Annotated in this window: 20 protein-coding genes and 4 tRNA genes; 12 read left to right on the top strand and 12 right to left on the bottom strand. The window is 39.6% G+C overall.

The window, feature by feature from the left end; translation table 11 throughout:
- Both CVS81_RS07365 and CVS81_RS07360 read left to right on the top strand, forming a co-directional pair.
- On the top strand, window positions 1-7,972 hold a 7,972-nt coding region (locus CVS81_RS07365), incomplete at its 5' end, for an Ig-like domain-containing protein (protein WP_159070974.1).
- A 66-nt stretch (window positions 7,973-8,038) separates the two neighbouring features.
- On the top strand, window positions 8,039-8,389 hold the full coding sequence (locus CVS81_RS07360; RefSeq protein WP_103613093.1) for a hypothetical protein: 351 nt from the start codon (window positions 8,039-8,041) through the stop codon (window positions 8,387-8,389).
- A 35-nt stretch (window positions 8,390-8,424) separates the two neighbouring features.
- On the opposite strand, the gene CVS81_RS07355 is transcribed toward CVS81_RS07360, so the two are convergent.
- The 4 genes from CVS81_RS07355 to CVS81_RS07340 all read right to left on the bottom strand — a co-directional run bounded on the left by CVS81_RS07355 (window position 8,425) and on the right by CVS81_RS07340 (window position 13,325).
- The gene (locus tag CVS81_RS07355; protein WP_107965552.1) at window positions 8,425-10,191 is read right to left on the bottom strand and encodes an aryl-sulfate sulfotransferase; all 1,767 of its coding nucleotides are present in this window, start codon (window positions 10,189-10,191) and stop codon (window positions 8,425-8,427) included.
- Window positions 10,192-10,455: 264 nt separating this feature from the next.
- On the bottom strand, window positions 10,456-11,583 hold the full coding sequence (locus CVS81_RS07350) for a cytochrome d ubiquinol oxidase subunit II (protein ID WP_234399539.1): 1,128 nt from the start codon (window positions 11,581-11,583) through the stop codon (window positions 10,456-10,458).
- Window positions 11,573-13,108, bottom strand: a complete 1,536-nt coding sequence (locus tag CVS81_RS07345; protein WP_107965550.1) for a cytochrome ubiquinol oxidase subunit I — start codon at window positions 13,106-13,108, stop codon at window positions 11,573-11,575. Before CVS81_RS07345 ends, CVS81_RS07350 begins: the two co-directional genes overlap by 11 nt.
- Before the next feature lies 1 nt (window position 13,109).
- Window positions 13,110-13,325 carry a DUF4492 domain-containing protein gene (locus tag CVS81_RS07340; protein WP_009295224.1) on the bottom strand — a complete coding sequence of 72 codons (216 nt, stop codon included), beginning with the start codon at window positions 13,323-13,325 and terminating at the stop codon, window positions 13,110-13,112.
- 126 nt (window positions 13,326-13,451) lie between these two features.
- Between CVS81_RS07340 and CVS81_RS07335 the strand changes: the two genes are divergently transcribed.
- From CVS81_RS07335 to CVS81_RS07315, 5 genes are all read left to right on the top strand, one after another.
- Window positions 13,452-15,086, top strand: coding sequence for a CTP synthase (locus tag CVS81_RS07335; RefSeq protein ID WP_107965549.1), 1,635 nt, complete (start codon window positions 13,452-13,454; stop codon window positions 15,084-15,086).
- Between the two features lie 314 nt (window positions 15,087-15,400).
- The gene (recJ, locus tag CVS81_RS07330) at window positions 15,401-16,975 is read left to right on the top strand and encodes a single-stranded-DNA-specific exonuclease RecJ (RefSeq protein ID WP_021083763.1); all 1,575 of its coding nucleotides are present in this window, start codon (window positions 15,401-15,403) and stop codon (window positions 16,973-16,975) included.
- A gap of 50 nt (window positions 16,976-17,025) precedes the next feature.
- The gene (locus CVS81_RS07325) at window positions 17,026-17,337 is read left to right on the top strand and encodes a hypothetical protein (protein WP_107965548.1); all 312 of its coding nucleotides are present in this window, start codon (window positions 17,026-17,028) and stop codon (window positions 17,335-17,337) included.
- A gap of 441 nt (window positions 17,338-17,778) precedes the next feature.
- Window positions 17,779-18,363 carry an outer membrane beta-barrel protein gene (locus CVS81_RS07320; protein WP_159070973.1) on the top strand — a complete coding sequence of 195 codons (585 nt, stop codon included), beginning with the start codon at window positions 17,779-17,781 and terminating at the stop codon, window positions 18,361-18,363.
- 105 nt (window positions 18,364-18,468) lie between these two features.
- Window positions 18,469-18,852 (top strand): hypothetical protein, encoded by a 384-nt coding sequence (locus CVS81_RS07315; RefSeq protein ID WP_107965547.1) that lies wholly within the window; start codon window positions 18,469-18,471, stop codon window positions 18,850-18,852.
- Between the two features lie 26 nt (window positions 18,853-18,878).
- Here CVS81_RS07315 and CVS81_RS07310 read toward each other — a convergent pair whose 3' ends face one another.
- Window positions 18,879-19,097 (bottom strand): hypothetical protein, encoded by a 219-nt coding sequence (locus tag CVS81_RS07310; protein ID WP_021089255.1) that lies wholly within the window; start codon window positions 19,095-19,097, stop codon window positions 18,879-18,881.
- A gap of 169 nt (window positions 19,098-19,266) precedes the next feature.
- Between CVS81_RS07310 and CVS81_RS07305 the strand changes: the two genes are divergently transcribed.
- Both CVS81_RS07305 and CVS81_RS07300 read left to right on the top strand, forming a co-directional pair.
- Window positions 19,267-19,851, top strand: a complete 585-nt coding sequence (locus tag CVS81_RS07305; RefSeq protein WP_012140604.1) for a hypothetical protein — start codon at window positions 19,267-19,269, stop codon at window positions 19,849-19,851.
- 129 nt (window positions 19,852-19,980) lie between these two features.
- Window positions 19,981-20,463, top strand: coding sequence for a hypothetical protein (locus tag CVS81_RS07300; protein ID WP_107965546.1), 483 nt, complete (start codon window positions 19,981-19,983; stop codon window positions 20,461-20,463).
- Between the two features lie 18 nt (window positions 20,464-20,481).
- On the opposite strand, the gene CVS81_RS07295 is transcribed toward CVS81_RS07300, so the two are convergent.
- The 7 genes from CVS81_RS07295 to CVS81_RS07265 form a co-directional block, all read right to left on the bottom strand.
- A complete protein-coding gene (locus CVS81_RS07295; RefSeq protein WP_103571494.1) occupies window positions 20,482-21,114 on the bottom strand; it encodes a protein-L-isoaspartate(D-aspartate) O-methyltransferase in 633 nt (210 codons plus the stop codon).
- Window positions 21,115-21,174: 60 nt separating this feature from the next.
- Window positions 21,175-21,942, bottom strand: a complete 768-nt coding sequence (locus CVS81_RS07290) for a carbon-nitrogen hydrolase family protein (protein WP_107965545.1) — start codon at window positions 21,940-21,942, stop codon at window positions 21,175-21,177.
- Window positions 21,943-22,434: a hypothetical protein gene (locus CVS81_RS07285; protein ID WP_107965544.1), complete on the bottom strand. Its 492-nt coding sequence runs from the start codon at window positions 22,432-22,434 to the stop codon at window positions 21,943-21,945. It abuts the gene before it with no gap.
- Window positions 22,424-23,446, bottom strand: coding sequence for a ribonucleotide-diphosphate reductase subunit beta (locus CVS81_RS07280; protein ID WP_009494790.1), 1,023 nt, complete (start codon window positions 23,444-23,446; stop codon window positions 22,424-22,426). The genes CVS81_RS07285 and CVS81_RS07280 overlap by 11 nt, the downstream gene beginning before the upstream one ends.
- A 71-nt stretch (window positions 23,447-23,517) precedes the next feature.
- On the bottom strand, window positions 23,518-24,642 hold the full coding sequence (locus tag CVS81_RS07275; protein ID WP_107965543.1) for a PepSY-associated TM helix domain-containing protein: 1,125 nt from the start codon (window positions 24,640-24,642) through the stop codon (window positions 23,518-23,520).
- Between the two features lie 80 nt (window positions 24,643-24,722).
- The gene (locus CVS81_RS07270; protein WP_107965553.1) at window positions 24,723-25,463 is read right to left on the bottom strand and encodes a spore coat protein; all 741 of its coding nucleotides are present in this window, start codon (window positions 25,461-25,463) and stop codon (window positions 24,723-24,725) included.
- Window positions 25,464-25,565: 102 nt separating this feature from the next.
- Window positions 25,566-25,641, bottom strand: a tRNA-Ala gene (locus tag CVS81_RS07265).
- A 103-nt stretch (window positions 25,642-25,744) separates the two neighbouring features.
- Here CVS81_RS07265 and CVS81_RS07260 point away from each other — a divergent pair.
- The 3 genes from CVS81_RS07260 to CVS81_RS07250 all read left to right on the top strand — a co-directional run bounded on the left by CVS81_RS07260 (window position 25,745) and on the right by CVS81_RS07250 (window position 25,996).
- Window positions 25,745-25,819 (top strand) — tRNA-Gly (locus tag CVS81_RS07260).
- A gap of 9 nt (window positions 25,820-25,828) precedes the next feature.
- Window positions 25,829-25,915: transfer RNA gene (locus tag CVS81_RS07255), tRNA-Leu, on the top strand.
- A 7-nt stretch (window positions 25,916-25,922) separates the two neighbouring features.
- Window positions 25,923-25,996 (top strand) — tRNA-Cys (locus CVS81_RS07250).
- Window positions 25,997-26,004: the final 8 nt, after the last annotated feature.

Here is a 26,004-nt window from a genome sequence, read left to right as displayed (position 1 = left end):
TAAGACAGCTGATCATGTAGAAATAAAAGTACCAGTAACTGATGGTCAAACATCAAGCGTAACAGCTAAGATCGTTGATCAAGCTGGTAATGTAGGCAAGGAAGCAAAAGAAAGTTTAGATGTAGATACAAAAGCTCCAAGTGTTGAAAATGTTAAAGTAACTCCAGTTGATACAAACAACCCAGCAGATGGCAACCCAGAAAAAGGAATTGTAAAAGGTCATTCAGATGAGCCAAATGCTCCAGTAGTTGTTAAAGATAAGGACGGCAAAATAATTGGTACAGGTACAACTGATGATAAAGGAAACTTTGAAATCACTACTGATCCAATCAAACCAGGTGATAAAGTAAATGTTGAAGTAACTGATAAAGCAGGCAACAAAGGTAACGGCGAAGGAACAGCTGGCAATATAGAACATCCAAACGATCATACAGCTCCATCAGAGCCAACTATTACATTTGTTGAAGATACTAATCCAAAAGATGGCAAACTAAATAAAGATGAGAATAGTAAAGATGGTGATAACGCTAACACAAAAGCTCAAATTTCTATCCCAACAGATGCAGTAGCAGGTGATGTTATCAAATACACTGTAAATGGTGGCGCAGAAGAGTCTCATACTATAACAAATGCTGATAAGACAGCTGGTCATGTAGAGATCAAAGTACCAGTAACTGATGGTCAAACTTCAAGCGTAACAGCTAAGATCGTTGATCAAGCTGGTAATGCTAGCAAAGAAGTATCTGGTAGCATAGATGTTGATCTAACTATCGGCAATCCAAAAGTTAGATTTTTAGAAGATACAGATAATAACGGCGTTCTAAGCGTTGCTGAAGTGGCTGCTATAAAAGACGGCAAAGCTCACTGGGTAATAGATATCCCAACAGACGGTAGCATAAAAGCTGGTGATGTGATCCAGTCAATCGACAGCAAAGGCAATTGGGTTAAATTTGTTACTATCACTGATGAGATGATCAAAGATGGTAGATTTGAAGCTACATTTAACGTCGATATAGAAAAACTAAGAAATGGTAAATATGAGACTCCAGAGTATAGATTTGCTGATGAAGCTGGCAATGTTAGTGAGTCGTCAAAAGCTAGCCTTACACTTGACAGCGAATTTAGCCGCCAACCAAGCAACCCATCTATCACATTCCCAGAAGATAATGATCCAAAAGATGGCAAAATCTCTGATAAAGAAAACAAAGCTGGTGACAATGACGCTGGTAAAACAACAGCTGAAATTTCTATTCCAAAAGATGGCAGCGTAAAACCAGGCGATAAGCTTATCGTTAAAGACAACAGCGACAAGCCAAAAGAGCACGTGATCACAGAAAAAGATATTGAAAATGGTAAGGTTGAAGTTACAGTTGATATTAAAACAGGAGATAAGACAACTATAACAGCCGAGATCGTTAATCCAAACAATCCAAGCAAGCCAAGCGAAGAAATTTCAAAAGATATCACTGAGGCTTCTTCTACTGTTCAAGTAACAATCGACGAAATTTATGATGACGTAGATGGTGGTGTAGTAAATGGTGATGTTAAAAATGGTCTAACAAACGATAACCTACCAACATTCAAAGGTAGTGCAGCTCCTGGTGCAACAGTAGAAATTTATGAGAGCTTCTTAACAACTACAGAAAAAACTCTAGTTGGTAAAGTAACAGCTGACGCTAATGGCAAATGGAGCTTTACTCCAACTGAAGCTATGGGTGATGGCCTACACTACTTCGAAGCACATGCTACTGATAGCGCAGGTAATAAATCAATCACGCCTAAGGTTGAGCTAGATGTAGATGCAACAGCTCCAAGTGTTGAAAACCTAAAAGTAAGCCCACTAGATATTAGCAACCCAGCTGACAATACTCCAGAAAAAGGTAGAGTAGAGGGTAGCTCTGATACACAAGATGCTAAGATCGTTGTTAAAGATGAAGCTGGTAATGTAATTGGCGAAGGTAAAGTAGGTGGAGATGGCAAATTTGTTATAGATACTACTAAAGCACTAAACCCAGGCGATAAAGTAAAAGTAGAGATCACTGATGAAGCTGGCAACACTGGTAAAGGTAGTGCAGTAACAGGTAGTGATATCATCCATACTCATGCTACAACTCAAGTAACAATCGACGAAATTTATGATGACGTAACTGGTGGCGTAGTAAATGGTGATGTCAAAAATGGTCTAACAAACGATAACCTACCAACATTCAAAGGTAGTGCAGCACCAGGTGCAACAGTAGAAATTTACGAGAGCTTCTACACAACTACAGAAAAAACTCTAGTTGGCAAAACAGTAGCTGACGCTAATGGCAAATGGAGCTTTACTCCAACTGAAGCTATGAGTGATGGAGAGCACTACTTTGAAGCAGTTGCCACAGATAAAGTAGGCAATAAATCAACATCTGATAGAGTTTCACTTGATGTTGATACATTTGCAGATGCTCCTGTAATAGACGCTGTAAATGACAATGTAGATAGCCAAACTGGCAACGTTTTAGACGCTAAAACAAAAGTTGCTCTAACAAATGACAGCACACCAACTCTTGAAGGATATGCTGAGCCTGATTCAGTTATCACTATCTATGAGATTAGTGAGCTAAATGGCGAGAAAACAGCTATAGGAACAGTCACAGCTGATAATCATGGTGGTTGGAAATTTGAACTACCTGAACTAGGAGATGGTGAGTATAAATATACTACAAGAGCACAAGATAAAGCAGGAAATATCTCAGACTTCTCAGAGGTTGTAGTAGTTAATGCTGATCTAATAGCTCCATCAGAACCAACAATCACATTTGTTGAAGATGTAAATCCAAAAGATGGCAAGCTAAATAAAGCTGAAAATGGCAAAGATGGCGATAGCACTAGCACAAAAGCTCAAATTTCTGTCCCAGGTGATGCTGAAGAAAATGATGTGATCCACTACACTGTAAATGGTGAGGAAAAAACACATACTATTACTTACAATGACAGAGTAACTGGATATGTAGAGATCAAAGTACCAGTTGTTGATGGTAAAGCTTCAAGCGTAACAGCTAAGATCGTTGATCAAGCTGGTAATGCAAGTAAAGAAGTATCTAGCAGCATAGACTCAGACTTTACAGCTCCAAATGTCAAGATCACAGGTATCATTGATAACGTAGAGGGTGGTGTATATAAAGGCAATGTTGCAGGCACTAACACAAACGACAACAAGCCAACCATAAAAGGTACAGCTGATGCAAATCAAGAAGTAGTTCTTTATGATAATAATAAAGAGTTTGGTAGAGCTACAGCTGACAAAGATGGCAACTGGGAATTTAAACCAAGCGACTATAAAGAGCCACTAGCAGATCTTGTTGGTCGTGTTCACGTTATAAAAGCAGTAGTGACAGATGCAGCTGGCAACACTAGCGAAGCAACTTCTGCACTAGAAGTTGATACAACTATCGGTGCTCCAAAAGTATCTATAAAAGAAGATGCAGATAACAATGGAGTTCTAAGCGTAGATGAAGCTAAGAATTTAAAAGATAGTAAGATCCACTGGGAAGTAGAGATACCAAAAGATGGCACTGTAAGTGCGGGTGATGTTCTTCAAGTACTTGGAAAAGATGGTAAATGGAAGATCGAAAAAGTATTATCAAATGACGATCTAGGCAAAAGCTTTGAATACGAAGCAACTTTATCTGGAAAACACTTTGAAAGCCCAAGCTATAGAATAGTCGATCTAGTTGGTAACCAAAGCACAGCTATACATGCTAACGTACAACTTGACAGCGAATTTAGCAGAAAACCAAGCAACCCAGAAATTAAATTCCCAGAAGATACAAACAAAGATGGCAAAATTTCTGATGATGAAAACAAAGCTGGTGACAATGATGCTGGTAAAACAACAGTAGAAGTTACTATACCAAAAGATGGTTCAGTAAAACCAGGTGATAAAGTAGTAGTTACTGATGACAATGGTAAAAAGACTGAAAAACCAATCAACCAAGATGATATCGATAAAGGTAAGATTGATATCCCAGTTGATCTAAACCCAGGTAAAGATAACAATGTAACAGCAGAGATCATCAATCCAAATAACCCTAACAACCCAGGCAAGGATAGCAAGGTTATAGGTGAAGATAGTGAGAATACTAAAGCTCCAGAAGCTCCAGTAATCACAGAAGTAATTGATGATCAAAGGGGCGGTAAATTTAACGAAGATGTTAAAGGTGGCTTAACAAATGATAGCACGCCTACATTTAAAGGCACAGCAAAACCAGGTACGACTATCACTCTTAAAAATGGTAACGATGTTATCGCTGATAATATCCCTGTAAAAACTGATGGTAGCTGGGAATTTACTATAAAAACTCCACTTGCTCAGGGTGATTACAGTATAACAGCAACTGCAACAAATGCAGCTGGTAAAGTAAGCGCTCCTTCAGATGCTGCAACTATCAAGATCGATCTTCACTCTGATGAACCAGTCATCACTAAGATCATTGATAATGTAGCTGGTGGCGTAGAAAATGGTGATGTTAAGGGTGGCTTAACTAACGACAACACTCCAACTCTAAAAGGCACAGCTGAGCCATTTGCGACTGTTGAGATCAAGATCGATGGTAGAGGTAGTTATAGATTTGAGAATGGCGAAGTTATCAGCAACTGGACTGCAGTAGCTGATAAAGATGGTAACTGGGAATTTGCAACACCTAAGCTAAGTGATGGACACCATAACTTCGAAGCTCAAGCGACTGACGTAGCTGGTAACAACAGCCAACCTTCTGCTCTAGTAAGCATAGATGTTGATACTCATATCGATGCTCCAGTCATAACTGCAGTAACAGATAACTGGTGGGGCGGTGTTGAAAATGGCGGAAATATACTTGGTGTAAATGACGGCTTTACAAATGACACTACACCGACATTTAAAGGTACAGCTGAGGCTGGCTCAACTATCGTTCTTAAAAATGGCAATGACATTATTAACAAAGACATCATTGTAAAAGCTGATGCAAATGGTAACTGGGAATTTACTCCAAAATCTCCACTTGCTGAGGGTGAGTATAATGTAGTAGCTATCGCAACTGATAAAGCTGGTAATGTTAGTAATCCATCAAATGTTGCAACTGTAAATGTTGATACAAGCACTACACAGCCAGTTATAACTGAGATCATCGATGATGTTGCTGGTGGTGTTGTAGGTAATGTTAAAAATGCTCTAACAAATGACAACTTGCCAACTCTAAAAGGTACAGCTGAGGCATTCTCAACTGTTAAGATAATGGTAGATGATAAACTAGTATTTAAAGATGGCAAAGAAGTAACAGTTACAGCTGATAAAGACGGCAACTGGGAATATACATTTGAGGCAAATTTGAACTGGGGTGGTGAAGTACATGCTGCACTAGAAGATGGAGTACATACTCTTAAAGTTCAAACAACCGATAGAGCAGGCAATAGAAGTGCTGTATCAGAGTGGTCAAGTGTAGATGTTGATACAACTATTGGCGCTCCAACAGTTAAGATAACAACTGATATAAATAGCGACAAGAAGATAGACATAGCTGATGCTTCAGCTCTAAAAGATGGCAAGCTTAAATGGGTTATCGACATCCCAGAAAATACTGTAAAAGCAGGCGATAGGGTTCAAATTCTTGGAAACGACGCTAAAACTTGGACAGATATCTTTAAAGTAACTGCGCAAGATATAGCTAAAGGCTTTATAGAAAGAGATGAATTTAGCATCGATATGCCAAAATCAAGAGGCTTCCAAACTCCATCTTATAGACTAGTCGATGATGCAGGTAATGTAAGTGAAGGCAATATGGATGCAGTAAAAATAGTAGGTTTTGCTCCAAAAGCTCCAACTATCATAGCAGTTTTAGATAATGAGTATGGCATAGATCCAAAGAACCCAACCGACATAAACGCTGGAGATACAACTGGCAATGTCTTGGAGGGTGCTATAGCTATAACAAATGACAAAACCCCTACGTTGATAGGTAAAGCTGAGGCTGGTACAACCATCACTCTTAAAAATGGCGATACAGTAATCGCTGAAAAAATCCCAGTGGATGCTAATGGTAATTGGCACTACGAACCAGAGGAGAATTCTCCATGGGCTGATGGCGACTATAAGATCACAGCAATTGCTAAAAATGTATTTGGCAAAGAGAGTGAGTCTTCAAGTCCAATCACTGTAACAGTTGATACTACAGGACCTGAGGTAACTTTGACAAGTATCGAAGATAGTGTAAAAACCAATGATGTTGTTGATTTTACAGGAAATGTTAAAGGCAAGGTTACAAATGACAATACTCCACTTCTAAAAGGTACAGCAGAGGCTGGATCTGTAATCATCATAAAATATGGTGAACATCATGAGAATGTGGTTACCACTAAAGCTGATAAAAATGGTCATTGGGACTACAAGATCACTAATCCTCTTAGCGATGGTGAGCATATAATCTCATACCAAGCAGTAGATAAAGCTGGTAACACTAGCCTTGAATATGTAGCTAATGTAACAGTTGATACTAAGATAGCAGATGCGAAAGTTGAGTTTATTGAAGATACAAACAATGACGGTAAATTTAGCTGGAAAGAAAATATAGAAAATCCTAATATCGGACGTATGGCTTGGAAAGCTCTTATACCAGATGATGGAAGCATAAAAGCTGGTGATACATTCAACTATAGATGGGGCGCAAGCGATAGTTGGCACAATCGTACTATAACTCAAGCAGATATCGATAGAGGCTATATCGGAGAGAAAGTACAAAATCAATACGAGCAAGGCCAACCAAATGCAGGCAAACCTTTAGCGTTTGGCGCAAATGCTAATGGACGTGTATATGAAGCTGAAGCATACTTTAGCGATGCAGCTGGCAATAAAGGTGCAAAGGGTAGCGATAAAGTAGTATTTGACTTTAGCGATTCAGAAAGCGGTGCTAAAACTGTTAATGTTAAGATTACTTCAATAGATGACAATGTGTCTGGTTGGAATGGTAAAACTGGAAATATTATCACAAATGAAGCTGCGCATATTGCAGGCTTGACAAATGATAACACTCCAACCATAAGTGGAACAACAGAGGCTGGTGCTATTGTAAAAGTGTCTATAGTTAATAGTAAAACACATAAAGTTTGGGAGAGCGATGTTAAAGCTAATGAAAACGGCGAGTGGAGCATTACAACTGGAAATATCACAGATGGTAAGTACTCTGTTGTAGCAGTGGCTACTGATAAGTCAGGTGTTGCATCAAGCCCATATACTGTTTCAGGTCTTGAGATAGATACAACAGTAGCAAAACCAAATATTTGGGTGGCTGAAGATAGAAATCATGACGGATTTTACGATAATGCTGAATATTATAATCCTGCAAATGGAAAAGGTGATATAACATTTGTTGTTGAAGTTCCAAAAGATGGTTCTGTAAAAGTTGGTGATACATTCCATTATACGCTCAATACCGACTATAAAGGATGGAGTAGTATAAATGGGCATGGAGAAAATATAACAATAAGTCAAGCCGATATAGACAACGGAAGCTTTAGTCGTGTAGTCACTCTTTGCAAGGATAATCAACACTTTGATTTGCGTCATGATGGAGCTACTGTATCAATGAAAGGTCAGTTCAAAGATCTAGCTGGTAATGCACTTGCTGATGAAACATCAGTAAAATTTGACTTAACTAAAGTCCACAGCGGTAAAGTAAGAAGCACTAGAAGCTTGCCAGATGATATCTTAGACAATGATAGTGTTGATCTAAGCAATGCTGCTCGTATAAATGAGCCAAAAGCTGAGCTAAATGTTCTAAATAACAATAAAATAGGCGTTAGCGCAAATGATCTTTTAGAAACACCAAAAGATCATATCATGAATGAAGGTAAGTCAGAGACTAAACCTTCTTATGCTACTGCAAGCTCACATGCTGGCGAAGAAAATATAGCTACAACTCATCCTATCCAAATCGAAGAGAAAGTAGAAAGCCACTTCTAATTTCTTATAAGCAGGGCGGACAAAGTCTGCCTTGCTTTGAATTTGTTTGCGGTGAAGGGAGTTTGTATGCAAAGCGAGAAGACAAAAAATTTACTCGATGAAGTAAATGAAACAATAGATTTTATATTTAGAACCTGTAACAGAAATGGCGGCACGAAGAAGGCTTTAGAAGATAAAAAGCTAAGTAGAGAAATTTTAAAAGATAAATTTAAATCGATCTTTTTAAAATTTGGCCAGATAGATGAGGCTAGTTTTAAGAGTGCGATCCTCGCAAATGAGGAAGCAAAAGAGTTAAACGAGATAGCGATGGCTCTTGAGATAGACAAAGATGTAAGCTTGCTAGAGCTAGAGCGAGCGATAAATTTTGACCTAACTAGCGTCAAAGAAGAAATTTATAAATTTCAACATAATAACTAATACACTCGGTGTGAGAGGGGGTCTCACACCAAAATTTAATAACTAAACACTTCTGGATCGATAACCATTGCTCTATAAGCGACATCATCTCTTGAAGCAGAATCCACATCCATTTCAAATTTTATATCATTTGTCTTTGGATCGATCTCGACTAAGACCATTTTGATAGTCTTGTCAGGGCGGAGTAAATTTACATTTGAGCTTGAGATAAAGTAGGTGCTTTTATCCTTTTGCCACTCGACGTTGCTAGTGACTGCGCTATAAAAGTCAAATCCACGCTCCTTGCCAAACTGCCAAGTCTGCTCAACCGTGCCCTTTTTCTCATCTATCTTGTATTCAACCGCACGGGAGTATTTGTCCTCTTTAAAGGCTGGCTGCTCCATGCCTCTAGCATCGCCATTATCAAAGACGCTTATATGCTTTATGTCGCCCTTGTTTTCGTATCTTGGCGTTAGCCATGCGGTGTGCTGAGTCCATGACCAGTCAAATTCGCCCTCGCATTTTGAGTTTTCACATTTTATCTTGTTGCCCTTGCTATCGACTGGAGTTAGCACTTTTGCTTTAAAGTCCTCGCTCCAGCCTTCAGGCGAGGCTAATATCCATTTTACTTTCTTGTCGCGTCCTATCTTTACGATGCCTTGGTGACGAAGCGAAAGGATGATGCTATCATCGCTCTCATCGTATGAGATCGAATTTACATGCGCCCAGTTTCTGCCTGTGCCAGTGGAGGTGACATCGCCAAATGGCTGATCGTCGCTTATCTTGATCTCTTTTGCGTCCATGTCGATGTTTAGGCAAACAGCCCTAGCATCAAGCGCTTTTATGAGGTTGCTGCGATAAACGTTGTTGCCAAAAATTTCATTTAGATCCCACTCTTCGACCACTTTGCCGGTGTTATCGACCTCGATGATGTGGTCTCTTATGGTGTGAGAAATTTTGCCGTTTTTGTGGTGGTAGTTGTATTTTGCTACTCTAAGAAGTGCGTGATCATCTTTTAATGGCATCACCTCGTGGCTTAGATCGATGTAGCCTCTAGGTAGTGGGCGGTTGTAAATTTCTTTTCCCATGAGGTCATATCTAAGATATCTTTGAGCCATGCCAAAGCTGATATCGCCGTTTTTTAGCTGATGAAAGCCCATCATCATGCCCCCATCCATCACTCTTCTCTCGCTGCGGTCGTAAAATTTCTGATAGTCAAGATACCATCTGACCTCGCCTTTGGTATCTACGATGTAGTTTTCGGTAAAGTCGTTCCAGCTAGCAGCTCCGCCATTTTTCCAATCAAGCGGTTTATAGACGCTTGTTATTGTGTTGTTTATGAGATAGAGCCTGTTTTTAAAGGCAGGATCTACCTTTTTGACGTGAGTTTTTTGCATGTGTGAGAACCTAAAATCACGGCTATATGTGACGATAGGCTGGGCGTAAATTTTATATGTCTCAACCTTTTTAGCTCCGTTAAATGTGTAGCTTACGACTACTTCGTTTAGATAGTCAGGGTAAAGTCCCCAAATAGGCACGCCATCATGCGTGAGCAAGGCATGCTCTGAGACGTTGTAGTCGATATCTATGCCGCCATCTGGCTTGCCCTTTACTTTGACGTGGATATCTTTGATGTCCTTGCCAGCTCTATCGATGATAGCAGTTAGCGGCGATACATCGTAGGGGTTTATAAAGACTGAGCCAAGCTCTCCTTGAACCTTTACTTGATGAGCCAAGACTCCAGCGTTTAGTGGAGCACTAAAGCCAAAACCACTCACCAAAACAGCCGCAAGGGCAACTGAACCTAAGAAATTCTTGCTCATTTTCGCTCCTTTAATAAAATTTAATGATATCTTACTACCCAAATTTCACGCAAAACTAACGCTTATATAAAAAGATGCTTAAGTAAATTTATAAGAAAGTCGTTTTAAGAGGTAAAAATAAAAGAAGAATTTAGGAGCAAATGCCCCTAAATTTTAGTTATTTGCGTCAAATTTCTTGAGAGAAAAGAGAACAAATTTGTAGCTAATAAATAGTGTTACTGGCCAAAGTATCAAAAAAATTCCTGCTTCTAACATCTTTTATCCTTAGTATGCGTGATGATCGTTTTTGATCTCATCTTGCGTGATCTTCTTGCTATCTATCGCTCTCCAGACGATGAATATATAGGCAAGTACTACTGGCACTAGTAAGCTAACATAAGCCATAACGCCAAGTGTGTAGTGGCTAGAGCTTGCATTTTTGATAGTTAGCGAGCTAGAAAGGTCGCTAAATGACGGATAAAATGCAGTGCCATTTAGTCCTGTTATCAAAAATAGCGCGGTTACAGCAAGAGTTACGCCAACGCCGTAAGCAAAAATTCCACGGATGCTTTTTGTAAATGCTCCTTGGAAAATTCCAACAAGTACCAAAAGCACGCCAACAAGTAGTAGCACGCCAGCGACAGGCATCTCGATCAAATTTATAGCGTATTTGTAAGCAACAAGGCTAACTACGCCATTTGCGTCGTATGCAAAGCCATCTTTTGTAAGTATCCAAGCAAGAAATCCTAAGAAAAATGGCAAGAATAGCACGGTGTTGATAATTAGCTGTTTTCTAGCGTTTTGTATAAATTCGCCATCAGCGATGTTGTTTATAAGATATAAGCAGCCACCTACGCGAGATAAGAAAAACATCGCTATGCCAAGCAAGTACAAGTAAGGATTTGCCAAAGCTTCAAGACCGCGAAATGGAGTTTTCCACTCGACAAAGTTGTGTTCATTTAACACAAAGTCGCTACCACTAAAAAATGTACTAACCGCCATGCCAATAAGGATAACGCCAAGTGAGCCATTTATGAAAAGGAAAATTTCATAAGTTCTAGCTCCTAAGAAGTTATCAGGCTTTTTGCGGTACTCGTAGCTTACAGCTTGGATGATAAAGCAAAATAAAATAGCCAGCCAAACCCAGTAAGCGCCACCAAAACTAGTAGCGTAAAATAGCGGGAACGCCGCAAAGCACGCGCCACCAAACATAACAAGCGTCGTAAATGTAAGCTCCCATTTTCTACCGATAGAATTTATGAGCATATCTCTTTTAAGCTCGTCCTTGCCAAGGCTAAAGATGAGCGACTGGCCGCCTTGAACAAACATCATAAATACCAAAAGTCCGCCAAGAAGGCTAACTATAAACCACCAATAAATTTGTAAATTTTCTAAGCTTAAACTATGCATGATCGTTAAATCCTATCTTTATTTGCTTAAGCATGATCTTGATCTCAGCTATCAGTAAGACCGTAAATAAAACAGCAAATAATATAAATGAAATTTTGACATTTGAGTCAGATAAATTTGTAGCTCCGACGCCAACGGTCATGAGATCTTGTATCGCCCATGGCTGACGACCGACCTCTGCTACTATCCAGCCAGCCTCAGCTGCGATGTAGCCAAGTGGTATGGTAAAGAGGCAGACCCACAAAAATACTCTTATGTTTTCAAATTTATATTTTCTTGAGAGATTTAGATAAAGAGTGATAGCAAAAAGAGCTATGAAATATGTGCCAAGTGCGACCATGATGTGGAAGCTATAAAATGTAAGTGCAACTGGTGGCACAGCATCTTTTGCGTCCTTAAGATAGCCATATCCTAAGAAATTTAGGTTGCTCTCTAAATTTGAAAGCGAGCTCTTCATCAAGCTCTCGTCGTTTGCTTTTTTAGCCTCTTTGTAGTTTTTAAGAGCTTCGATAGCTACTTTGCCCTTTGCCATCTTCTCTTCTACGCTTATTAGATTGTGCTCGCTGTTGCCGTAAAGTAGGTCGTTTATACCCGGTGTAAATGAGTCAAGCTCCCTGTTTGCCATGATGCCAAGTGCGTAAGGTACCTTTATCTCAAGCAAAAAGGCATCGCTCTCATCGCCAAGCTTTTTAGCTGGGTTTAAAATACCAGCTGCAACTAGGCCAGCGTTTTTCTCGCCCTTGTAAAGTCCCTCCATGGCTGCTAGCTTCATAGGCTGCTTTTGAGCCGCAAGATATGCGCTCTCATCGCCACTAAGTAGCAAAAATGCCGAAGTGATAAGACCAAATGCGCTAGCAACGACGATGCTTTTTTTAGCAAGCAAGATGTGGCGTTTTTGGATCAAAAACCAAGCTGAAATTCCTATCACAAAAAGAGCTGAGATAGTGTAGCCACTAGTTACTGTGTGTAAAAATTTAGTGATACCAAGTGGATTTAGCGCGACTTCGAAGAAATTTTGCATCTCCATTCTAGCGGTATCTGGGTTAAATTTCATGCCTATTGGATACTGCATCCAGCCATTTGCGATCAAGATCCAAAGTGCGCTTAAATTTGAACCGATCGCAACAAGCCAAGTTGAAAGCAGGTGAAATTTCTTACTAACCTTCTCCCAGCCAAAAAACATAATGGCAAAAAATGTACTCTCCATGAAAAATGCTAGCAAGCCTTCAATCGCAAGTGGAGCGCCAAATATATCGCCGACAAACCAGCTATAGTTTGCCCAGTTTGTACCAAACTCAAACTCCATGATGATGCCAGTTGCCACACCGATAGCGAAATTTATACCAAAGAGCTTTAGCCAAAATTTCGTTATCTCAAGCCAGGCCTTATCGCCAGTTTTGACATATATCGTCTCCATAATGGCGATGATAAAACTTAGCCCCAACGTAAGCGGGACAAACAAAAAGTGGTAAATGGCAGTCAGCGCAAACTGAGCCCTAGACCAATCAACAAAATCCATCTCAGACATTTTATTCCTTTATTAAATTACGAATTACAAATTCGCTTTTTTCTTCGTCGGTTTGAAATTTGGTATTAAGAGTTTCATCAAAGATGAAGACCTTTAATATCCCAAACATAATGATAAGCTTTATTGCTATGAGAAGCCATAGTTTCTTGCCTATTTTCATATTTTTAAAGCCGTCTATATATAAAGAGGCGATGTTTTTTAAGCAGTTTTTAATCATGATTTCGAAGTCTATAACAAAAAAACTTAAAGAATAATTTTTAAAAATTGCAAGATTAATGCCTTACTAAATATTTAAGGGGTATAATCGGCAGATTAAAAAATAACTAAAGTTAAGGAAATTTTGATGGCAAAAGAGACGAAGTATATTTTTATCACAGGTGGCGTTTTAAGCTCACTTGGAAAAGGCATCGCAGCTGCGTCTATCGCGACATTACTTAAAAATTCTGGCTTAAAGGTGAGCGTTTTAAAAGCTGACCCATATATCAACGTAGATCCAGGCACGATGAGCCCACTAGAGCACGGCGAAGTCTTCGTCACAGACGATGGCGCTGAAACAGACCTAGATCTTGGTCACTACGAGAGATTTTTAGATGAGAGCCTAAGTCAGGACAATAACTTTACAACGGGCAGAGTTTATAGCTCAGTTATCGAAAAAGAGCGACGTGGCGACTACCTTGGAAAGACTATACAAGTGATCCCTCATATCGTTGGCGAGATCGTTGATCGTATCAAAAAAGCAGGCGAGGGCAAAGATGTACTCATCGTTGAGATCGGCGGAACCGTTGGCGATATCGAGGGCTTGCCATTTTTAGAGGCGATAAGGGCGCTAAGAGTAGAAGTTGGCAAAAAAAGAGCGCTAAATATCCACCTAACACTCGTGCCATTTATCAAAGTAGCTGGCGAGCTAAAAACAAAGCCAACCCAGCACAGCGTAGGCGAGCTAAGACGCATCGGCATAACCCCAGATATCATCATCTGCAGATCTGAAATGCCACTAAACCGCGAGCTAAAAGATAAGATCGCAGCAAGCTGTGGTGTAGAGAAAAACTGCGTCATAGAGAGCTTAGATAGCGCAAGTATCTATCAAATTCCACTTTCATTTTTAAAGCAAGATATATTAACTCCGATCGCTGAAAATTTAGGCTTTGGTGAGCTAAAACCAGACATGGCAAACTGGGATAGCCTAGTAAAAAGGATCATCGCTCCAACAAACGAAACAACAATCGCCTTTGTAGGCAAATATATAGATCTAAAAGAGAGTTACAAGAGCCTAACTGAGGGCATCATTCATGCTGGAGCAAATTTGGACGCTAGGGTAATTTTACGCTGGATAGATAGCGAAAAGATAGAAGAGAGTAATGTAAATGAGCTTTTAAAGGACGTGGATGGCATATTAGTAGCTGGCGGCTTTGGAGAAAGAGGCGTTTTAGGCAAGATGCAGGCCATAAAATTTGCTCGTGAAAATAAGATCCCATATCTTGGAATTTGCCTTGGTATGCAGCTAGCGATGATCGAGTTTGCAAGGGATGTTTTGGGCTTAGAAGATGCAAATTCTATGGAATTTAACAAAGAGTGCAAAAATCCTATCATCTATCTAATAGATAGCTTCATCGATGCTCACGGCAAAAAGCAGATAAGAACGCACACAAGCCCACTTGGCGGCACTATGAGGCTAGGTGCTTACAACTGCGACATCAAGCCAAAGACGCTTTTGGCTGAAATTTATGGCAACGCAAAGAGCGTAAAAGAGCGTCACCGCCACCGCTATGAGGCAAATCCAAAATATAAAGAGGCCTTTGAAAAGGCTGGTCTAATAGTAAGTGGCGAAAGCGACGGACTAGTAGAGGCGATCGAGCTAAAAGGCCATCCGTGGTTTGTAGGCGTGCAGTGTCACCCTGAATTTACTAGCCGCTTAACTAGACCAAACCCTGTGATACTAGGCTTTATAAAAGCAAGCTTGGCTAATCACGTAAAATGATAAATTTGGCAAGCTTTCTTGCCAAATTTTTACTTAAAATTTCTCTCATTTTTTACTTCAAATTTACAATGGCTAATTTATAAAGAGTATCAATTTAACAAAAGTTTTTTGCCCTAAAAATCTTACTTTCATTGAAAATTATAAGAAATTAAATTTCAAAAAGATATAATCAAAGCATTCAAAATAAAGACGAAAGATTACGATGAAAAAAAAGCATTTTTGTTGCCAAATTTTTGGCAGTTTGGGTGTAAATTTAAGTGAGCAAATAGCATTAGTAAAAGTTGGCAGGGCGTCAAAAAGTCCTTGCCAAAGCTATGTTAACTAAAGAGGATATTAGGAATTTACTAGCACGTAGATTTTGTAACGACATACACAAAAAACTTAGTGAAATTCCAACGCCAAGCGCTCTAAAGGATATCTACAAAGGCGCTAATCGCATCAAAGAAGCGATCGAGAGAAACGAACATATTGCTATTGTTGGCGATTATGACGTTGATGGCGTGGTTTCAAGTGTGATTTTAGCCGAGTTTTTTGATGATCTTGGCGTAAAAAACTACCTAGTAAAGATCCCAAACCGCTTTAAGGACGGATACGGCTTAAATCCTGAGATCATCGACGAGCTTGCAAGCGATGTGAGTCTAATAATCACCGTCGATAACGGCATCTCAGCTAATGAGGCAGCTAGCATCTGCAAAGAAAAAGGCATCGATCTCATCATCACAGATCACCACATGCCACCAGCCGTTTTACCAGAAGCCTACGCCATCATCAATCCAAAACAAGAGGACTGCAACTTTCCAAATATCGAAATTTGCGGTGCTGAAGTGGCTTGGTATTTGGTTGGAGCGCTAAAGGATGTTTGCAAGCTAAACTACGATATGAGCAAGTTTTTAGAGCTTTTAGCCATCGCGATAATCGCTGATATGATGGAGCTAAGAGATATGAACAGGATGCTTGTTCGCATGGGTATTTGCAAGCTAAATGCCTCGAAGCGCTCGGCATTTTGCGTCATAAAAGAGTTTTACGGCAAGGATAAATTTGAGTGCGATGATATCAGCTTTCTTATAGCGCCTCTTATAAATTCAGCCGGACGCATGGATGATGCGATGAATTCATTTAACTTCTTGCGTGCAAAGAGCATTGAAGAGGCTTACAACTATCTTGATACGATTATCGAGTTTAACAACTCAAGAAAAGAGGAGGAGCGCCAACTCTTTGAATGCTCGCTAAAGGACGTAAAAGAGGACGATGAGGTCATCATCACTTGGGGGGAGCAGTGGCATGAGGGCGTGATAGGCATCGTAGCTAGCCGCCTTGCGAAGCACTTTGCAAAGCCGGCTATCGTCTTTAGCATCGATAAAGGCCGCGCAAAAGGTAGCGCTAGAAGCGTTGGCAAGCTTGATATCTTATCACTCATCGCAAGCCACGAAGATCTGCTAACAAGCTACGGCGGTCACAAAGGTGCAGCAGGGCTAACCCTTGCACCTGAAAATTTGGAAAAATTTAAAGAGGCGATAAATAAAAGCTGCTCATGCCTAAATATGCAAGAGTGTAAAAGCTCAGATGAGCTACTTGGCGACATAATGCCAAGCGAGATAGACTTTGAGCTACTTGAAATTTTGGAATTTTATGAGCCGTATGGACAGAAAAATCCACGCCCAGTCTTTAAGATAGAAAACGCTGTCGTGAAAAACGAGAGGCTCATAGGTAGGGATCAAAACCACTTAAAACTTATCTTGCAAAAAGACAACAAAACGCTTGAGGCACTGTTTTTTAACTTCACAAGGCACGTTAGAGTAGGTGAAATGATAGATATCATCTTTTGCGTATCTAAAAATTCGTTCCGCGGGCTTGTTACGCCGCAGCTTCTCATAAGAGAAATTTTGTAAATTTGATATGAAAATGGCTTTAAATTTTGCTCTTTTATTAAAGTAAAAAGATGGACAAACTAAGAAGAAAAAGAACAAGTAAAGTTAAAAATAAAAAAGAGGCAGATCCTTCTAATGCCAATAATGCCAAACTAAGCACTACTCATAAATTTATAATATCGATTGCGCTTGGCATCTTCTTGGCCCTTTGCGAGGTAGCTTATAAAGAGGCTAAAAAACATGAATGCGAGGATCGCTGGGATAGATCATTAGGACCAGAAGCGCTTGGCGGCGGCGGTATAGTGCGTGGCCTTTTAAAGGCTGGCTGTGGTGCTGAAAATAGCTACGAGCATCACTATATACATCATAGAAGAGGATGGTAAATTTAATACTTCGACTAGCTCTTTGTCCTCTTACATTACACTTGCAAATGCTTCTTAGGATGCCAAATTTTTAGATATTTTTTGAAAGTTATAAATTTTATCTATTAAATTTAATGGGTTATTTGATAAAAATACAGAAAAGCTAGAAATTTAAGCTTTTTTAGAAATAGTTTATCTCCAAAAATCATTTAGCTGACCTCTTATATCGCAGCTTCTCATAAGAGAAATTTTATAGCATTTTGCCTAGTTGTTTGAAATTTAACGACTAGGTGTTACTTTTTAATAATTCAAAATTTCATAAATTTATTTTTATAAATCCCTAAAATACGAAGTTTATAAACAAAGTAAATTTATCAATGCTTATTTAATATTATAAATTAATAATATTTTAAATAAAAATCCGTAAAATTACATTTACATTATATTTTTAAAGGATTGAAAATGAAAAGTTCATTTTTTAAAGCTAGCATTATTGCATGTGCGGTTTGCTCATTTGCTATGGCAGAGGGAGCATTTATTGGTTACGAGGGCGGATACTCTTTTGCGTCAAATGTAAAGTTATCTGAGGCTAACGATGGAGCAAGACTTAGGAAAGGTCAATTTAACAGTGGCATAAAAGCTGGTTATGATTTTGACAACTTCAGAGCTTATGGTGCTTATTTTTATAATTTTCAGACTAAAAAAGAGTTAGAAGATGATGGTGAAAAATATACAATTAAGTGGAATAAACACAGCTTTCTAACAGGTGCCGACTATACTCCAAGCATTACCAGCGATGTTAAGCTTGTAGCAGGTGCTTATACTGGCGTTTCAAGAATAAAATTTAAGGTAGATAATTCAGATAGTGCACAACACTCAACTGGTTTTGTGTTGGGCACAAAATTCGGTGCTGAGTACTTACTTGATCAAAACAATATTTTAGAGGCTGGCGTTAAGGCTGACTATACTTTTTATAGAAAAATTGAAGAAGTTAAAGTTAGAGAGAGCAACATCGGTCTTTATGTAGGCTACACTTATAAATTTTAATTTTAAACATTCCCTCCTTAAGAAATTTGCGTCCTAGTTTGGGCGCAAATTTATCTCTAGTATTTTTACCATTAAATTTAATATACTTTGCAAAAAGGCTACAAAATGAAGAAAATAATATTGTCTCTATTTATACTCTTAACTGCTACGTTTGCGGTTGATTGTGATAATGCATTTATTAAAGCTGTTGTAAGCATGATCGATGAGCCAGCTCCCACAAGAGTCGATGAAAATAGCGTAATAACAGGTGCTACATGTGAAAATGAGACCCTAAAAACCACGTTTGTTATAAATGATAGCGAGGATATTAAATTTAGTAAATTTAATAAAGAGCAGATAGATGAGTTTAAAAAGTTGCAGACTGAAATGTTAAAAGAGGACTTTTGTAGTAGTAAAAACCCTCTTATCGACAAAGCCTCGTGGATATATAACTACGAGAACGGCAAAAATTTTGCTGTGATAAATTTGACAAAAGAGGATTGCAAGTAAGATTTTCTGGGGTCTCCCCCAGAGATTTAAGCTTTTTTGTCTTCAAGCTCTTTTAGGTGTGCTTTTACAAACTCACCAAATTCGTCTTGAGTTAGCACTCTTTTAGCAAGTTTTTCCTTGCATTTTTTGCCAAGCTCGCCTAGTGTTGCTCTATTTTTTTGGCTTTGTGATTTGCCAAATTTTGAAAGGATCGTATTTAGCTCATGCTCTTCACCGAAATTTACTAGCTCTTTATCTAGTGCCATTTTCTCTCCTTTGATGAAAATTTTTTCTAATTTTAAAATTTAATAGTAAATATAAATAAATTTAAATTTTAAAGGCTAAAAATAGCGAAAAATAGGGCTTTGTTAAATTTAAATTTCATATAGATTAAACGCGTAATAGTAAAATCACGAAAATTTTTAAAGGAGAAGTATGAAAAATTTACTTGTAAAATCAAGCTTGGTTTTAGCTTTAGTTAGTTCAGCTGCACTTGCGCAAGGTGCATTTGTCGGTGGCGAGGGTGATTATTCGTTCAACTCAAAGATCAAAACTAAAAATATCGCAAAAAGCGAAAAAAATAACTTCAATAAAGGTCACTACGGACTTGGCTTTTATGGCGGTTATGATTTTGACAGCTATAGAGCGTATGGTGGCTACTACTACGACTTTAAAGCTAGAAAAAATGCTGGCGAAGCAGACGCAAAATGGAGCAAACATAAGCTTATAGCAGGCGCTGACTACACTCCAAACATCACTGAAAACTTTAAAGCCGTACTTGGCGGTTATGCTGGTCTTGGTTATCTAAGTGTTAGACAAAGCTTTGAAAACGAAACTAGCAAGAAAAATTTCAAAGGTTTGTTAGTTGGTGCAAAAGCTGGCGGTCAGTACTCATTTGACGCTCACAACGCGCTTGAGTTTGGTCTAAAAGCTGATAAGACATTTTATAAGAAAAATAGTGGCGCTCAGCTAAGAGATACAAGTGTGGGAATTTACACAGGCTACACTTATAAATTCTAATAAATTCTAATTCAAGGCAAGGCTTAGGCTTTGCCTCTCCTAAAAACTCACATTTATTCTTTAAATTTATAACTCAAGCAACTTTTAAGTGGCACAAGATAGAATGGCTCTTATCTAAAAAGGAGAAAAATGAAAACAAAATCGCTTCTTGCCATTGTGCTCTGTGCCGTTTTTGGTAGCCTTGCCTTTTGCGATCCAAAAAGCGAGCCAATGCTAACAAAAAGTAGAAATTTAGTTGGTCAGACGGTACCAGGCGCTATTTTGGGCATTAAGGTGCCAAAGGAGTATCAAGCCAAATTTGATAGCGCAAAGCCTAGGATGCAGGAATTTTTAGCAAATATGGCATGCTATAAGGCTAATAAAAATGATAAATTTATGGAAGGTGGCACAAGGGCACCTGCGCTACGAAGAGATGATAGCCATTTAAAAAGGGCTAGTGGCACTTGTAGCGATAACGTCGATATCTTGAGCATAGAAAATGTGAAATTTATCGCCAAAAACGCATTTAGTTTTAGCGTTACATTTATCACAGCAGATGGCGAAGAAACTACAAAATTTGATGATCTTATATTTACGCAGCACCCTAACGGTGAGTGGCTAGTTAGGTGGTAGTTGTAGAGGTAAAAGCCTCTACTCTCTGCCTTCAAGAAGTGGCACAAAAAGGCACTCGTCTAAAAACTCTTTTTCTAAATTTCCACTCTCGTCTTTTCTAAATTTAGCGATAAACTGCTTGCCATCTTTTTTCATTGGAGCGACCAAGATGCCGCCATTTTTTAGTTGAGCGAATAAATTTGGCGAGATCTCATCAGCAGCAGCCGAGAGTAAAATCCTATCAAACGGCGCGTAGCTTCGCCAGCCGTTGTTGCCATCATCATATCTTACGTGCACGTTTTTGATCTTTAGCGTCTCGAAGCGTTTTTTTGCCTCCATGGCTAGCTTTTCTATGCGTTCGACGCTAAAAATTCTATGTGCGAGCTTGCTTAGTATCGCTGCTTGATAGCCGCTGCCACAGCCTATTTCTAGGATGTTATCCACGTTTTCGCACTCTAGCGCCATCGTCATCTTTGCCACCGTTAGTGGCGAGCTGATCCACTGATTACCCAGTATCGGCTGCGCGTCAAGCTTGTAAGCATGTGCAGGGATAGGCACGAAAATTTCACGCTCGGTTGTTGATATCGCGTCAAACAAAAGCGGACTTAGCGTGATCTCATCGGCTATGTCGCTAGCTAAATTTTGGCATTTTATCGCTTCTAATTGGGTCAAAATTTCTATCCTAAACAAATTTTAAATCGTTATTATACGATTTAAAGCTTATCTTAAAATTTATAAAAGCCCTAAATTTTTCTTTATCTGCGCTATCAAATTTGCGTCAAAAACTGCGCTTTTCTCCAGCGTGCCATCTGGCAAAAAGACCCCAGCGAGCTCAAGATCAAGCGAGCTTGATATCATGACGTAGCAGTTATTTGCGATCGCAAGCGCCTTGCAAAGGCTAAGGTAGGCGTCCTCTCTGGCCTTGCCCCACATGGCTGGCACCATAATGATGTCACATCCTCTTAGCTTTGCCCAAAGCCTGCTATCACGCAGCTCAAAGCATATCAGCACGCCAAGCTTTAGCCCTTTAAATGTAAATGCATTTATATCGCTCACTTCGCCGGCGGCAAAGATCTCGTGCTCTAAATTTGGCCTAAAAAGCTCAGCCTTAAACTGCGAATGAAAGACATTGTTTGAGTTAAGAAGTAAAAATTCGTTATAAATTTTTGGTTGGTGCGGATTTAGATTTGAAATTTGAGCGAGCCCTGCGCTTTTGTTTAGACTGCTAAGGTGTGTAAAACCAAGAAATTTATCTGGGCTAAGTGCCTCTTGCAAGCGCTCAAGCAGCATCGCATCAAAGCTGCCTATCATGCCACCAAGCATCGCTTTGTTCGCCCCAGCAAAAAAGCCGTCAAAATCATAGCCGCTTATGCAAAGCTCGCTTGCAAGGAGGAGAGAGTTTTCAGGCGCAGTCTCAACTAAATTTGCAAGCTCTTCTAGCCGATCTGTTGCATTTTTTGCCTTTAAAGTTAGACTTATTAGGTTTAAATTTTCGCTCATTTATTTTCCAAATACAAATGTAGTTTGCTTTGGCGCATGGCAATCTGCTGGTATCCTAAAATCCATATCCGTTCCACCGATATCAGGCATTGGCTTTAGCAAAACAGTTATAGCTGTGATCTTATCATCGCGCCCTGAGAGCGGGTCGTTAAAGACCCAAACTTCATAAGAAAACGAGGTTTTATCGTCAAAATATACCATCCTAGTCTCTTTTAGATCGCTATATTTGAAGTTGCATGTTTTGTTTATCTCTTTAAACACATCAACAACAAGTGCAGAGCCAATAGGCGCTAGACTTGGCCAAACATCGCCAGCTGGCATGCTTTGGTAGGTGACGGCATCTTTGGTTTCATTTGTTTTTGCAAGTATGTAAGGGTTAAAACTATTTAATAGATCCTTATTTGCTATGTCGATCGCCCTCTGGCTGCCACTGCTCGCACACCCCACAAAAAGCACGCAGAAAAGGGCTAAGATGCCATTTTTAAAAGTCATCAAAGCTGATACTTCCCTTGCTGTAGTTTGTCACCTTTGCTTCAAAGAAATTTGACTTTTGGTCGTTAAATTTAGCAAAGTCATCGACCCATTTGATCGGGTGAGCGACGTTGTATTTGCGTTTTAGACCGATCGCAACTAGGCGCTGGTCGATGAGATAGTGGATGTACTGCTCGATGATATCGTCGGTAAAGCCCATTATTTGGTTTTGAGTGATGTATTTGCCCCATTTGATCTCTAAATTTCCAGCTTTTTCAAACATATCATAAATTTTTGCCTCAGTCTCGGGAGTGAAAAGGTCAGGTCTTTCTTTGCGAACTGAATTTATCATGTTTTGAAACAAAAGTAGGTGTGTGATCTCGTCGCGTTGGATGAAGCGTATCATCTGCGCTGAGCCTAGCATCTTGCCAGCGCGAGCTAGAGCGTAGATCGCTGTAAAGCCGCTGTAAAAGTAGATGCCCTCTAAAATTTGGTTGGCAACCATCGCAAGAAGCAGCTTCTCATCAGTCACTTCGCCTGCAAGCTCCTCATAGACACTTGAGATATAGTCGTTTTTCTCGCGTAAGACGTCGTCGTGCTTCTCCATCTCGTAGATGAGGTCGGTGTTGTCGCAGATCGCCTCGACCATGACAGCGTAAGACTTGCTGTGGTTTGCCTCCTCGTAGGCTTGGCGGCTTAGCACGGCGTTGATCTCTGGTGCGGTGATGTAAGGGTTAATGTTGTCAGCTAGGTTGTTTGTCTGGAAGCTATCCATCGAGATGAGCTGGCTCCAAACTAGGTCGTACATGCGTTTTTCAGCCTCTGTGAGGTTGTAGGCGTAGTCGCGCACGTCGTCGGTAGTATCGACCTCTTTTGGAAACCAGGTGTTTGCCTCCATGAGGTCCCAAAGCTTTAACGCCCACTCGTATTTTGCCTTGGTGAAATTTAAAATACCGTGTGGGTTGCCGTTAAAGACTCTTCTGTCGGTCAAATTTTCATTTGAACTTGGGTTGTAGATGCGTTTTCTGTTCATAAATTTCTCTCTTGTTTGTGGTAAACATTTCTTAAAATCTTACCCAAAGCAAGGTAAAAATTTACTTTTATTTAGAGTGCCTTAGTCCTTTTTATGGTCATCAAAAAGCCAGTTATTATTAGTAAAACCGCGATCACGCAAGAGGTGGCAAAGATGATCTGACCGACCTCGCCAAACATCTCTCCAGTGTGCAGGCTAAGCACCTTGCGGCCAGCCTTTTTTGCCTCTGGGATACTTTCAGCCTTGCTAACAAGCTTATTTTCTTTGATCTTACCAGCGCTAGCGTCAAGCTTTAGTTTGCCCACTTGGCTCTCGCTAGTTTCGTAGTTTATGGTGTAGGTGCTTTGGTTGTTTTCAGGCACGTTTATAGTGAGTGATTTTAGCTCTAGCGTGACATTGTCTTTAAAAATTTGCTCCGCAGTCTCGATCTCTTTAAATTTCTCGTCGCTTATTGGGATTAAATTTCTTTGAAGCATTGCCCTTTGCGCCTGGCTTGGTTTTAGCTCGAAAAATACGCTATTTACGCTATTTCTGACCCAGCCATAAGACCAGTAAAGGCCAGTTAGCGACATCACGACAAGCAGGATCGCCACGTAGGTGCCAAGGCTAGTGTGGAGGTTGTAAAAGCAGGCGTAGCCCTTTGCGTTTGTTTTGATTTTGAGCGAATTTAGTAAATTTCGCTTGATCGCTGGTGCGTAGAGGATGAGGCCGCTGATGGCAAGAAGCGCCATGATGATGGAGCTAATGGCGACTATTTGCTTGCCGATGTTGGCTGGGACTTTGCTATCAAGCAGGGCAAGGCCTAAATTTCTATGTAGGCTTAGTATTATCATGCGAGTTTTCTCGCCCAAGTCTTCGCTGATCACCTCGCCGGTGCGTGGGTCGATGAAGAAATTTAAGAGCTTTTTATCTTTAGTGACGCTGATGCTATAAGCTTTGTTTTCGCCGCCGATTTGCACGTTTTCAAGAGTGTCAAATTTGATCTCACTTTTTGCTTTGGCGAGGATCTCGCTTAAGCTTAAATTTGGCTTTTCACTAGATGCTAAATTTATATATTTTTCATTTATCGCGGACTTGATCTCCTCTCTATAAGAGGCAAATGGCGCTGCAAGTGTCATGATAAGTAGCGGTATAGTCGCGATCAGACCGATTATTAGGTGGATGTTGAAAATGATTTTGTTACGCTTGAAAAGCATATATCTCCTTTTAATTTTAATAACGAATATTAATTTATTTTTTGTTAAGCAGAGATAAAATTTAGAAGATTATTTTTTAGTTATCTTGATGTGATTTTAGATTTTGCGGCTGGCAAAAGTAGCTCAAATGTTGAAATAGCCGCATTTAGATCTTTCTTGTCTAAAAATTTAAACGGCTTTAGCAGGTAGTAAAGTGGCTTAAACTTCACTATTAATCGCAAAGAGTGCTCGTAAATTTCGCTGCCATTAGCCTTAACATACTCATCAATCGCCTCTTTTACAAGCCCGTTTGAAATTTTTTGTCGGTAGAGCTCGTGGATGAAAACTAGCAGATCACGGCACTTTCTAAGCTCTAGATCATCGCTAAAAAATTTTGACTCAAAATCAATAAAATTTATCTCGTCATTTTTTATGGCGATATCCCTAAGTGCTGGGCGTCCGTGCGCGAAATTTAGAGTGTGAAGTCCAGCTAATGCACGGGCTACTTTTAGTAAAATTTTATGCTTAAATTTTTCATCGGTGCTATATTTAAATAGCCTAGCAACTGGCTCTCCAACATCTTCTATAACGAAAAATTCATCACTTTTTAGCACGAGTTTTGGAGCAGGGGCATTTGCCTCGTTTAAAATTTCAAGCTTTTTTATCTCAGCAGCAAATGACCTATAAGGGTTTGGTTTAAAAATTTTAGTTAAAAAGCTGCCTTCAATGCTCTTTTCAATGCGTTTTAACCAAAATTTTTGCCCATCAAATTCAAAGCTAAAAACACGCTCGTCGTTATGATCTTTTAAAATTTTATTTACATATTGTTTTAAATTTTGCATTTTGTTAATGTAGCGAAAGAATTCTAAATTTTTACATATATTTGACATAAAATTTCATGAAAAACGTAAAAATATTTGTAAGTAAAAAAGAAAGTAAAACCATGGTGGAGTTAAGCGGGATCGAACCGCCGACCTCTTGAATGCCATTCAAGCGCTCTCCCAGCTGAGCTATAACCCCAAAAGATTTGGTATTTTATCTTTTTATGGCTTACATTTTTTTGAAAGTCGTTTTTATAAAATAAATTTTTAAGCAACTTTTGGGTAACATTGCAACCTTTAGTGCGGGAATAGCTCAGGGGTAGAGCACAACCTTGCCAAGGTTGGGGTCGCGAGTTCGAATCTCGTTTCCCGCTCCATTAAATTTTGCCCGAGTGGCGGAATGGTAGACGCAAGGGACTTAAAATCCCTCGGTAGTTTTTACCGTACCGGTTCAAGTCCGGTCTCGGGCACCACCAAAACGGCGACATGGCCAAGTGGTAAGGCATGAGCCTGCAAAGCTTTGATCCCCGGTTCGAATCCGGGTGTCGCCTCCAGACTTCAA

The organism is Campylobacter concisus (assembly GCF_003049065.1).
Taxonomy (GTDB): domain Bacteria; phylum Campylobacterota; class Campylobacteria; order Campylobacterales; family Campylobacteraceae; genus Campylobacter_A; species Campylobacter_A concisus_BE.
Note: the sequence above shows the minus strand (reverse complement) of the source record. Positions and strands in the feature narration are given on the sequence as shown.